The organism is Exiguobacterium sp. s39 (assembly GCF_018618925.1).
Taxonomy (GTDB): domain Bacteria; phylum Bacillota; class Bacilli; order Exiguobacteriales; family Exiguobacteriaceae; genus Exiguobacterium_A; species Exiguobacterium_A abrahamii.
This window is the reverse complement of sequence record NZ_JACSNA010000004.1, coordinates 212,530-224,023: the sequence shown is the minus strand read 5'-3', so window position 1 is coordinate 224,023 and position 11,494 is coordinate 212,530. Positions and strand designations below refer to the sequence as shown.

Annotated in this window: 12 protein-coding genes and 1 rRNA gene; 3 read left to right on the top strand and 10 right to left on the bottom strand. The window is 47.0% G+C overall.

What is annotated here, in order from left to right:
• Together KNQ11_RS15595 and KNQ11_RS15590 are read right to left on the bottom strand one after the other, a co-directional pair.
• Positions 1 to 70: ribosomal RNA gene (locus tag KNQ11_RS15595) — 16S ribosomal RNA — on the bottom strand; the annotation flags it as partial.
• Between the two features lie 348 nt (positions 71 to 418).
• Complete coding sequence (locus tag KNQ11_RS15590; protein ID WP_214725252.1) at positions 419 to 1,288, bottom strand: nucleotidyltransferase-like protein; 870 nt, start codon at positions 1,286 to 1,288, stop codon at positions 419 to 421.
• A gap of 114 nt (positions 1,289 to 1,402) precedes the next feature.
• Here KNQ11_RS15590 and KNQ11_RS15585 point away from each other — a divergent pair, with 114 nt between their 5' ends.
• Complete coding sequence (locus tag KNQ11_RS15585) at positions 1,403 to 1,765, top strand: DUF2614 family zinc ribbon-containing protein (protein WP_029340912.1); 363 nt, start codon at positions 1,403 to 1,405, stop codon at positions 1,763 to 1,765.
• Positions 1,766 to 1,779: 14 nt separating this feature from the next.
• On the opposite strand, the gene perR is transcribed toward KNQ11_RS15585, so the two are convergent.
• A complete protein-coding gene (perR, locus tag KNQ11_RS15580) occupies positions 1,780 to 2,202 on the bottom strand; it encodes a peroxide-responsive transcriptional repressor PerR (protein ID WP_369792039.1) in 423 nt (140 codons plus the stop codon).
• A 175-nt stretch (positions 2,203 to 2,377) separates the two neighbouring features.
• Here perR and KNQ11_RS15575 point away from each other — a divergent pair, with 175 nt between their 5' ends.
• Positions 2,378 to 3,676 (top strand): glutamate-1-semialdehyde 2,1-aminomutase, encoded by a 1,299-nt coding sequence (locus KNQ11_RS15575; RefSeq protein WP_023467313.1) that lies wholly within the window; start codon positions 2,378 to 2,380, stop codon positions 3,674 to 3,676.
• 50 nt (positions 3,677 to 3,726) lie between these two features.
• Here the strand turns inward: KNQ11_RS15575 and KNQ11_RS15570 are convergent, their stop codons facing one another.
• From KNQ11_RS15570 to mutY, 4 genes are all read right to left on the bottom strand, one after another.
• Positions 3,727 to 5,460 (bottom strand): ABC transporter ATP-binding protein, encoded by a 1,734-nt coding sequence (locus tag KNQ11_RS15570; RefSeq protein ID WP_149428103.1) that lies wholly within the window; start codon positions 5,458 to 5,460, stop codon positions 3,727 to 3,729.
• 90 nt (positions 5,461 to 5,550) lie between these two features.
• Positions 5,551 to 6,093 carry a nucleoside tri-diphosphate phosphatase gene (gene ntdP, locus KNQ11_RS15565; RefSeq protein WP_023467311.1) on the bottom strand — a complete coding sequence of 181 codons (543 nt, stop codon included), beginning with the start codon at positions 6,091 to 6,093 and terminating at the stop codon, positions 5,551 to 5,553.
• A gap of 116 nt (positions 6,094 to 6,209) precedes the next feature.
• Positions 6,210 to 6,635, bottom strand: a complete 426-nt coding sequence (locus KNQ11_RS15560) for an SRPBCC family protein (RefSeq protein ID WP_023467310.1) — start codon at positions 6,633 to 6,635, stop codon at positions 6,210 to 6,212.
• Complete coding sequence (gene mutY / locus KNQ11_RS15555; RefSeq protein ID WP_149426889.1) at positions 6,635 to 7,651, bottom strand: A/G-specific adenine glycosylase; 1,017 nt, start codon at positions 7,649 to 7,651, stop codon at positions 6,635 to 6,637. The genes KNQ11_RS15560 and mutY overlap by 1 nt, the downstream gene beginning before the upstream one ends.
• A 103-nt stretch (positions 7,652 to 7,754) precedes the next feature.
• On the opposite strand from mutY, the gene KNQ11_RS15550 reads away from it, so the two are divergent.
• Complete coding sequence (locus tag KNQ11_RS15550) at positions 7,755 to 8,738, top strand: metal-dependent hydrolase (protein WP_050677381.1); 984 nt, start codon at positions 7,755 to 7,757, stop codon at positions 8,736 to 8,738.
• Positions 8,739 to 8,783: 45 nt separating this feature from the next.
• On the opposite strand, the gene KNQ11_RS15545 is transcribed toward KNQ11_RS15550, so the two are convergent.
• Genes KNQ11_RS15545 through KNQ11_RS15535 form a run of 3 tightly spaced genes read right to left on the bottom strand, consistent with a single transcriptional unit; the run spans position 8,784 to position 11,494 of the window.
• Positions 8,784 to 9,056 (bottom strand): YfhJ family protein, encoded by a 273-nt coding sequence (locus KNQ11_RS15545; RefSeq protein WP_023467307.1) that lies wholly within the window; start codon positions 9,054 to 9,056, stop codon positions 8,784 to 8,786.
• Positions 9,053 to 9,373 (bottom strand): DUF1811 family protein, encoded by a 321-nt coding sequence (locus KNQ11_RS15540; RefSeq protein ID WP_023467306.1) that lies wholly within the window; start codon positions 9,371 to 9,373, stop codon positions 9,053 to 9,055. The genes KNQ11_RS15545 and KNQ11_RS15540 overlap by 4 nt, the downstream gene beginning before the upstream one ends.
• A gap of 60 nt (positions 9,374 to 9,433) precedes the next feature.
• Positions 9,434 to 11,494 carry an ABC transporter ATP-binding protein gene (locus tag KNQ11_RS15535; protein ID WP_214772572.1) on the bottom strand — a complete coding sequence of 687 codons (2,061 nt, stop codon included), beginning with the start codon at positions 11,492 to 11,494 and terminating at the stop codon, positions 9,434 to 9,436.

Below are 11,494 nucleotides of genomic sequence, written 5' to 3'. Positions count from 1 at the left end.
TGCGCTCGACTTGCATGTATTAGGCACGCCGCCAGCGTTCGTCCTGAGCCAGGATCAAACTCTCCATGAAGTGTTTGACTTGCTCGTTTGTGTGACCGAAGTCACGATTGACGAAGCTTGCGCTTCATTCATTTTTGTATTCCGTAGAATACGATTTTTGCCTCATCGTTCAGTTTTCAAAGTTCGTCGTGTCGTTTTCAGCGACTTTAATAAGATATCATGGAATAACTTAAGCGTCAATCCTTTTTTGAAATCTTTTTTCTTTCTTGTCACCGTCCAGAGCGTGTTGCCCTGTCGACATGTATTAATATACTATCTCGGTATAATACCGTCAATAGTTTTTCTAAAAAAACTTTTATAATCTTTTCCCTTCTATATATAGCAAAAAACAATCAAATGGATAAAATAAAGCCGATCGTCATACGACCGGCTCATACGTCACGAGTTCGACCCCTGCTCCTTTAGTTGTTTGATACGAAATCCTGATTAGACCTTTTCGCATGAAGAAATCCATCAGACTACTTAAATCCACTTTGACTTCTTGTAGTCGCTCTTCTTCCATCAATTCATACATCGTCCAAGGACTTGTCCGCTCACGCATGATTTCAAATAAATAGCGTCCTCCCGATAAGACCTTCGACTGCAGAAGATGCTCAAGTCCGATCAAGGCGAGGTGAATACGTTGATCTAATGTCTCTTCACTCATCAATAATTGTTCATATAGTTTATAGACATCCGGATCATCGAGTCGCGCTTGTTCCCAAACGACTGTCTCGGGATGTTTTCCTTTTTCAAGGACCGATAATCGCGCGAGATGATGTAATGCATGATGGACGTGTGTATAGGCATCATAATGATGTCCGCGACTGAACAAGTTCCTACCGTCTTGGAAACGACGCAAAAGTTTAGCGAATGAGATCGTCATCTGTAAACATCTTTCCTCATCAGGAAAGTTTAATAGCTGCCGTTTTAAGTCAACTAAATAATCATTCCGTTCGAACACGATCGTTCCTTCTGCAATCCAGTGAATCGCGCGTCGATTGGCATTTAATAAAATCCAGCGTGATAACACATCTTCATGTACGAGGTGTAACGACACCTTTAGTGTATTCAGTCGATAATGTTTGATCGTCCACTCGACTTCTGGGTCTCTCGTGATGACGACAAGAAGTGTATCAAATTGATCCGTCAGGGAATCCCGTGGTTGCCGTTTCTCAACAGCAATGATCCCTTGTGTTTCACGATAAGCCGCGTACTCCGAATAAATCGTTCGTGTTGCTTGTTCCATGTACTTCTCACCCTTCTATACGAACTCGTCGTTACCATTTTCGACAAAAAAACAAGCTTTCCTTCTTCAGGCAATCCCACTTCTTATGCTAGACTGACAACAGGGGGAATTCACTTGAAAAAACAACGTAAAAATAAAATAAACCGCGCGCGAAACTTAGCTATGTTTCTCGTCTTCGGTGGGATGCTCGTCATGTATGGCGGTCTATTACTCAAACAATTTGAAATCATCATGGTCTTACTCATGCTTCTCGGTTTCGTCATGGTTCTCGCCAGTACGGCACTCTATTTCTTGATTGGTCTGACATCAACGAAGGCAGCTGTCGTCACTTGTCCGAACTGCGGAAAAGAAACAAAGGTCCTTGGTCGCGTCGACTTATGTATGCATTGCGATGAACCACTGACGATGGATCCATCTCTTGAAGGTAAAGAATTCGATGAAAAATATAATAAACACAATAAACGAGCTCCCCGCTAAGGCAGCTCGTTTTTTTATTGGACATTCGATTGACAGTCCGGGCAAGTTCCGTACACTTCTAATCGGTGACGATCGACTTTAAAGCCTGTTAAGTGCGCCGCAACCGTTTCGACATCATCGAGCACAGGATAGTTGAAGTCAACGATCTTTCCGCAATTTTCACAGATCATGTGGTAATGGCGTGTCGTAACGAAGTCGAAGCGACTTGAAGCGTCTCCGTAATTCATTTCCTCAACGATTCCCTTTTCTCGAAACACGCGTAAGTTATTATATACAGTCGCCACACTCATGTTTGGAAAACGATGTTCGAGTGCACGATAAATCTCATCCGCTGTCGGATGCGTGTGTCCCGTCGTTAAATATTCCAAAATCGCGTGACGTTGTGGTGTCATTCGAACGCCTGATTCCCGAAGTGACTTCACGGCGTCATCCAGCATTTCGTTAGCCACGTCCATCCCCTCATTTCTATCTTTCATTGATTATCAGATTGTAATCTTTATAATTAGTCTACCTACAAATAGGCATTCCGTCAACGGCTCTGCACCGGATTTGACGTCCATGATACAATCATATCGTGATATTTTTCACGAATCATCGATTGGAGGAATCCTCATGTCTACCCACACTACACGTCCTACTTCAGAGGCGTTATATGAAATCGCACAAGAGTGTATCGTCGGTGGCGTCAACAGCCCATCCCGTTCATTCAAAGCCGTCGGTGGCGGCGCACCTGTCTATATGGAACGCGGAGAAGGTGCTTACTTTTACGATGTCGATGGCAATCGCTATATCGATTACTTAGCAGCCTATGGTCCGATCATCACGGGACACGGTCACCCTCACATTACGGAAGCGATCACCCATGCTGCCCAAAACGGTCTTCTTTACGGCACACCACACCGTCTAGAAATCGACTTTGCACATAAACTACAAAAAGCGATCCCATCGCTTGAAAAAGTACGCTTTACGAACTCGGGAACCGAAGCTGTCATGACGACGATTCGTGTCGCACGTGCGTATACGGGTCGTGAGCTCGTCGTGAAGTTCAGTGGGTGTTACCACGGTCACTCGGATTTGATGCTGATTGCAGCAGGAAGCGGACCAGCGACACTTGGTTCCCCAGATTCAGCCGGCGTCACGAAAGCGACGGCAAAAGAAGTCATTACGACACCGTTCAATGATATCGAATCGTATCGTCAAATCATGGAACAATGGGGCGATCAGGTCGCTTGTGTACTCGTTGAACCGATCGTCGGAAACTTCGGTATCGTCGAACCGCAACCTGGATTCCTTGCTGCAGTCAACGAAATCACGCATGCTCACGGCGCACTCGTCATCTATGATGAAGTCATCACAGCCTTCCGTTTCACGTACGGCAGTGCACAAGAGTTACTCGATATCCGCCCCGATATGACGGCACTCGGCAAAATCATCGGTGGTGGATTACCAATCGGTGCTTATGGCGGTCGTAAAGAAATCATGGAACACGTCGCACCACTCGGTCCGGCTTATCAAGCGGGAACGATGGCTGGTAACCCAGCATCCATGGCTGCCGGTATCGCTTGTCTTGAATTACTTGAGCAGCCTGGTGTCTATGAACAACTCGATCACCTTGGCGCATTACTCGAACAAGGTGTGTTAGAAGCAGCAAAACGTCATGACGTCACGATTACAATCAACCGTCTAAAAGGTGCCATGACGGTCTACTTCACGGATGAAACAGTCATCGATTACGATGGTGCAGAACGTGCAGATAGCGAGATGTTCGGACGTTTCTTCAAATTGATGCTAGAAGAAGGCGTTAACCTTGCCCCTTCGAAATACGAAGCGTGGTTCTTGACGACGGAACATACGGAAGCCGACATCACAGAGACGATCGCAGCAGTCGATCGTGCCTTTGCTCGACTCTAAGTCCTCCCACTAAAAAAGCAGCGACCCTCACGAGGATCGCTGCTTTTGTGTTATTCGACGAGTTCCAGATTTTGAATGGCATACAGTTCGAAATAAGCGCCTCGTTTTTGCATGAGGACTTCGTGTGTTCCGATTTCCGTAATTTGACCATTTTCGATGACAACGATCTTATCGGCATCGGTAATCGTTGATAAACGGTGCGCGACAGTAAACGTCGTCCGTCCTTTCGCGAGACGCGCTAACGAATCTTGAATCATCGCTTCGCTCTCTAAATCGAGCGCACTCGTCGCCTCATCCAAAATCAGAATCGGCGGGTTCTTCAAGAAGACCCGAGCGATGGCTAGACGTTGCTTTTGACCACCTGATAACTTAACGCCGCGTTCACCGACCGGCGTATGATAACCGTTTGGTAATCGTTCGATGAATTCGTGGGCATTCGCTGCTTTTGCCGCTGCGATGACTTCCTCATCCGTCGCCTCCGGATTCCCCATCTTAATGTTCATCTGAACCGACTCACTGAAGAGAATTGACTCCTGCATGACCATCCCGATCTGATCGCGAAGACCACGCAACTTCAAGTCACGAATATCAACGCCGTCAAGCGTGATCCGACCGGCAGACACATCATAGAAGCGTGGAATTAAACTGACGAGCGTCGATTTCCCACCACCTGACATCCCGACGAAAGCAATCCGTTCACCTGCCTGAACGTCAAGCGTTAAGCGATCAATTGCTAGCTCGCCGCCTTCTTCGTAAGCGAAACTGATGTTTTCGAACTGAACGTTTCCGCGGACATCTTTTGGATCGCGTGCATTCGGTTTTTCCGTGATGTCATACGGCTCATCTAAAAACTCAAACATCCGGTCCATCGAAGCGATCGACTGCGTCAACGTCGTTGAGGAGTTGACGAGACGACCGAGCGGCGCATACAGGCGATCGATGTAACCAATGAACGCAACCATCGTCCCGAGTGTCACTTGATCGTTCAAGACGAAGAACGCCGCTGTCCCGAAAATGAGGATCGGTGCGAAGTCCGTAATCGTCGAGACGACGACGTACGTCCGCGCATTCCAGTTCGTTTGACGCAGCGCCGCTTTTAAGAACCCATCATTTTGATGTTTGAACGCTTTGTTCTCGTGCGGTTCGAGTGCAAAACTACGAATGACTGCCATGCCGTTGACCCGTTCCGTCAAATGACCTTGTAGTTCCGCAAGTGCTGCCGAACGTTCCCGTGTCAATCCGCGTAAGCGACCGTAAAAGAACTTAACGGCGAGGGCGTAGAATGGTAATGGAATAATGGCGACGAGCGTCAACTTCGGATCAATCGTCCACATGATAGCGATCGCGATGAAAATCGTGATCATATCAAGCCATAGGTTCATTAATCCCGTGACGACGAAGTCTTTCGTCTGCTCGACATCATTGATGATTCGCGAGATGACTTCTCCGGTTTTCGTATTCGAATAAAAACGAAGCGATAATTTCTGAACATGATCAAACAATCGATTCCGTACGTCAAATAAAATCTTCGACGCGGACCATTGCGCGAGGTACTGACGAACGTATTCGAGCGGCGGCTTGACGATCAAGAAGATGAAGACACCCGCTCCAATCAAATACGCCAATTGTTTACTTTTTTCCGCCATCGGCATCGTGTTTCCAGTTAGGATATTGTCGATGATGTACTTATACAACAACGGAAGTCCAAGTGGGATCGAGAACTTGATGATCCCAACGAAAACCGTCAGGAGAATCTGTTTTTGATACGGTTTGACGAACGCCATATAGCGGCGGATCGAACCTTGTTTCTTACGTTTTGCTTGTGTTGCCACGTGTTTCACTTCCTTCAATTAAAAAAAGACGATGGCGAACCATCATCTCCGATATCTTGTTTCATATTCACGATACCACATATCCACGAAAGCCGGGTTAAATGGACCCTTTCGACTGCGGATCCATTGAATCAGGATTTGGACATTGTCTTTCAAAATACGATCGATCGCCTTCGGATAGTTCATCTCGCGGCGATGCTTCTCATACTCGTCCTCATCGAGGATCATGTAGGACATGTCCGGATACACTTTGATATCTAAATCGTAATCAATGTACTTGACTGCTCGATCTTTCTCATCGAACGTAGAAGGTGATCCAAGATTGCAGTAATAGTAAATGCCATCCTCCCGAATCATACAAATGACATTGAACCAGAGTTCTGTTGAAAAGTAACAGATTGCAGGCTCTCGTGTTCGCCACTGACGACCATCCGATTCACTGACCATGATGCGGTCATTGAACCCAATCAATTCTTCTTCCGTCGATTTCAGCACGAGCGTTTCTTCCCAAACTCTGTGTAAGCTCCCGTTATGTTTGAAACTTTGAATCTCAATCTTGCTACTTTCTTTTGGGAATCGACTCATGTGCTACTCCTTTCTAAAGCGTTTTTCTTCCATTCTGTTATACTCTCGTGCTTATTATACCCATTTTCAGAACGCATGAAAAACGAAAGGGTATTTTTTCAGAAAAATGACGGAATTCAGGCTTGAAAGTGATTCAAAATCGCATTTTTTCGTTGTTTGAACATCGGTTTCAAGATGAATGCTTCAATGACGAAGGCTGGCAAGAACGATGCGTACGTCACTTCATCCACGAAATAGACGCCAGATTCACGTTCTTCGACTCGGTGCACGTGGCACCATGCCCGGAATGGATACGGAACTTTTGTACCGACATCGACGAAGACATATTCTTCTACGAAAGGAATCCAAGACGTCCACGAGACAAATAGTGGAGGAACACCAACGCGCAGACGAATCGTATTTCCTGCTCGCGTCCGTGTATCACCCGACGTCTTCACTTGCGGAAATACCGTCAATCGACTTAAGGCCTTGGCGTCACTTAAAAAATCCCACGCTTGCTCCTTTGATGTATCGACACGTGTCTCAAAACGAAAAGTATGCATTAGATCTCCCCCTTTAATAGTCGATCAATCTTCATTTGCGCGACAGATACCGGATGCGTCGCATACGTTTCCTGATCAACCAGTATTGTCTGGTCCGGCTGTTCCGTCACGCGATAGACGGCAATTTCCCAAATCCGGTGTGAGAAGATATGTCGGACGTGACCGACAAGCGTCCCATTACGATCTTCTTCTGCTTCTCGAAGTGGGTATTGCCACATACCTGCGAGCAAACCCGTTTCTGCTCGTTGTTCAATTGCGATTTTTCCGTTCGTTTCATAGACGAGAGCATCATACGGAATAATTTGCGTCTTCCCTTTCTTCGTCTTCACAGGTAGTTCTTCCTGTGCATTTCGATCATATGCGAAACAAACGTCTTGAACAGGACAGAGTCCACACATCGGAGACTTTGGCGTACAGACCATCGCACCGAGTTCCATCAAGCCTTGATTGAAACTTGACGGATCAGCCGGATCAATCAATTGATGAACTGCTGCTTCAAACAATTTCCGCGTCTTCGGCGCAGCGATGTCTTCATAAATCCCAAGTACACGCGAGAGGACGCGCATCACGTTTCCGTCTACTGCCGGTTCTGCTTGCCCATAAGCAATCGATAGAACCGCTCCTGTCGTATACGGACCAACGCCCTTCAGCTGACTGAACAATTCCTTTTCGTCCGGAACGATTCCATCATATTTTTCAACAACTTCCTGAACCGCGATTTGAAGATTCTTGACACGGGAATAGTACCCTAAGCCCTCCCAGTGCTTGAGCACTTCACTTTGATCCGCTTGCGCTAAATCATGTGGTGTCGGAAAACGTTTCGTGAAGCGCTCATAATACGGAATGACCGTATCGACGCGCGTTTGTTGGAGCATGATTTCACTAATCCAGATATGATATGGGTTTTTGGTTCTTCGCCATGGGAGATCTCGCTGTTCACGAAGGAACCAGGCAATCAGTTCTGTGGTAAATTGTGTTTTATTAAAGTTTGTGAAATATTCTTGAACGACAGTCAAAAGGTTACCTCTTTTCTCTTGAATACGATATATTTATTAAAAATTACTCGGCAGAACCACGATGGATCAACCATCATGATTTTATAGAAGGAGCGAATTGGCATTGGATACTGGTACGCATATCGGCATGGGACTTTGTCTCGCCGCCATCTCGACGCTACACCCTGACGTCGCAGCGAGCACGACGATGTTTGCTGCCGTGACGACGACGGCGCTCGTCGGCTCACATGCACCGGACTTCGACACTGTCTTCAAGTTCAAAGGAAACAGCGCCTACTTGCGCCAACACCGCGGAAAATCGCACGGGTTGATTGCTTTGCTCGCCTGGCCATTATTACTTTCAATCGTCATCGGTACATTGTTTGGTGTACCTCCGACTTCATTATGGCTGATGGCGCAGATCGCTGTCGCCCTCCATGTCTTCGTCGATCTGTTTAACGCTTATGGAACACAAGCTTTACATCCGTTCAAACAATCCTGGATTGGTTGGGGCGTCATCAACACATTTGATCCGTATCTGTTCGCGATGTATTATGCCGCGTTCGGGATTTGGCTACTAACGAGAGCGACGATCGTCATCTTCCCGATTTTGATTGCCATCGTCATCATCTATTACGCTGTGCAGTTTAAGTTACGAAACGATGCACTCGCGACCGCAGCACGCTATTATCGTGGTGCGCATAAACTGTTCATCTCACCTGGCATGAAATGGGATGAGTGGCATGTCGCGGCACGGTTACGCGATGAGTATTCCGTCGTTAAGATCAATAGTGGAACGGTCGTCGAATGTGGAAACTTCCGCATCAAGGACGAACCACACGGTGACGCCTTGTACGAAATCGTCAAACAAAACGCTGACTTGCAAGCGTTTCTTGAGTTTTCGAAGATTCATACGTATACGGTCTCACGAAAGGACGGTATTGTCGAATACCGCTTTACGAACTTACGTTACTTCACGAAGGAAGTCTATCCATTCGTTGCCGTCGTCAGAATCGACGCTGCTACACAAGAAATCGTCAGCTCCTATACCGGCTGGGTCTTCAGCGAACGGACCTTGCAGAAAAAACTGTTCATCCCTGCATTATAAAGACAAAGCTCCGCGCAACGGAAATCCCGATGTGCGGAGCTTTTTTCATTCGACGTTTCGACCTGTCATCAAATGCTTGAATTTTTCGTTCGTCGTATTAAACCGGTGTAACATTGCCCCGTGCTGTTTAATCTGTTGTTCGACGAAATGAACTGCGACGGCTTCACCTTGATATTTCTCACCTGCGCGCGCGAGTGTCGCTTCGAAATCTTCCCAAAGCACTTCCACCCACGTCAGTGCTTCTTCCGGTGTCAGTACTTCATTTACTTGCAATAATTCTTCAGCCAATTGCTGAAGGGCTTGTTCTCGATTCGTCATGTCTGTTCTCCCTCTCCTGTAAATAACGCGAGCGGAATCGCGACTTCCTGAGCGGTTCCTTCAAAATGTCCCCAGCCCATGACCCCATTGACGAAATGTAACTCAAATCGTGCCTCTTCTCCTTCGATTCGGTAAAAGGCTCCCCGTTCGAATCGTGCTGGATCGATCAAATAACTTTTCGCAATGGCGATTTTTCGCGTCACGACTTCCACTTCACTCACATTCCCATGTTGCTCCGCTTTTCGTTTTTGTTCACTTAATTTCGTGATCAACATCTCAAGCTCGTATTTCGATAATTGACTCATCCGTGTCTCCATTACAAAAACTCCCCCTCTTCGTTTTTCAGTATAAACGAAAAGGAGGAGAAACTGGATGGATTAGCTTGATTTCAATTCAAGATTCCGTTTACTTTGTAACGCATACATTTTCGCATAAATACCGGATGCTGCGAGGAGCACATCATGGGATCCTCGCTCGACGATCCGACCATGATCGAGAACAAGAATCTCATCCGCATCCTTGATCGTCGACAAGCGGTGGGCGATGATGAACGTCGTCCGCCCTTTCGTCAACGTCAGCAAGGCATCCTGAATGACCGCTTCCGTTTCCGAGTCAACGCTCGCTGTCGCTTCGTCAAGAACTAGGATCGCAGGATCGAACGCTAACGCACGGGCAAAACTGATCAACTGTCGTTCACCCGCTGATAACGTGGCACCTTTTTCGATGACTGGTTCATCGAGTCCGTTCGGTAAACGATCAATGAACCGATCCGCGCCGACGGCTTCGATCGCTTGGCGAACACGTTCCTCGGAAATGTCAGGATTGCCAAGTGTGATGTTCGAGCGAATCGTTCCTGTGAAGAGGAACGGATCCTGTAGGACGATGCCCATATGCTCACGGACCGCTTGTTTCGGCAAACGCGTCACGTCCTGTCCGTCAATCAACAACTGTCCTTTTGACGGATCATAGAAACGCATCAGCAGGTTCATGATCGAACTTTTCCCACTACCCGTGTGTCCGACAAGAGCAATCGTCGCGCCAGGACGAGCATCGATTTGAATTTCACGTAACACGGGATTTCCCGCTTCATAACTAAATTCGACGTCCTTGAAGGACACCGCTCCTTTAAACCGAGCAACGCGACCTTGTTCGACCGGCTCTCCCTTTTCGTCGAGCAACTGGAACATCCGGTCCGCTGAAACGAGTGCTTGTTGTAGTGGTGACAGCTGATTCATGATTTGGGTGACGGGTTCGAATAAACGGGACACGTAATCGATATACGCATATAAGATCCCGAGCGATAAAAACGACCCATTCGTCAGACTTTTTCCGCCGACGACCCAAATCAACAAGGCGAGCGTCAAGTTTTTCAAAAAGTAGGATAAGTTATGGGACATCAGGGCATCGAGTCGTAACAACTTTGCCCGGGTCTGATAGTTCTCTTCGTTTTTTTGTTCGAATTCAGCAAGGACTTCCTTCTCGCGTGCATAAGCCTGAATGATCGGCATCGTCTGGATGTTCTCATTCAGTTGACCATTCATGTCGGCAACGAGGGAGCGGACCTTGAAGTTGTTCTTCGTCGCGAGTTTCTGGAACAGCTGAATCCAGAAATAGACGATCGGAATGATGATCAGCGAGACTAATCCTAAGCGATAATCGAGGAAGAACATCGCGACCAGAATCCCCGCCATCGTGATGATCCCCGAGAAGACCCGGGCGAGCACACCGAGATATAGATCGCGAATCGTTTCCGTATCATTCGTGACTCGACTGACGATCTTCCCGATCGGTGTCTGGTCGAAATAACGAACCGGTAACCGTTGCAGATGCGTAAAGACATCAAGACGCATCCGTTTAATGATTTTATGAGCAGATCGCTGGAGCAAGATTTGCTGAATCCAGTTCAAACCAGCTGCTACCAGCAGCAAAAGGACGTAGATCAAGGACAACCAGCCGATTGCTTTTAAGTCTTTTGAATAAAAATCATAGACCTGTCCTTGTGTCAGTTTTTGAATATTATCATACGTGTAGACGTCGTCTCCACGCGTGACCGTCATCGTATTTCCACTGATTTTCCGCTCTCCTCCACTGACGACTTGTTTCGGTACGAAAAAGTAGCCGTTGGTCGTTTGGACGATCGAGACGGATTGAACGATCTGACTTTTAGAGACGTCTTGTGCTTTGGCGAACTGACGACCGTCATACGTGACCGCACCGTCCGATTTAACTTCGACCCAGTCCTTCTCAATTGCCACGATATGTTCATCAATGATGACTTTGGCGATATACGGACCTGTCAATTCCGCTCCGACTGCCAGTACGAGTAAAAATAATCCTAAAAAGATCGCTTGTTTCTCATGCATCGCATAGCGGATCAACGAACGGATCGTCGTCTTCCGACGTGCCGGATCGAGTTGGTATAATTCTAATTCATTCAT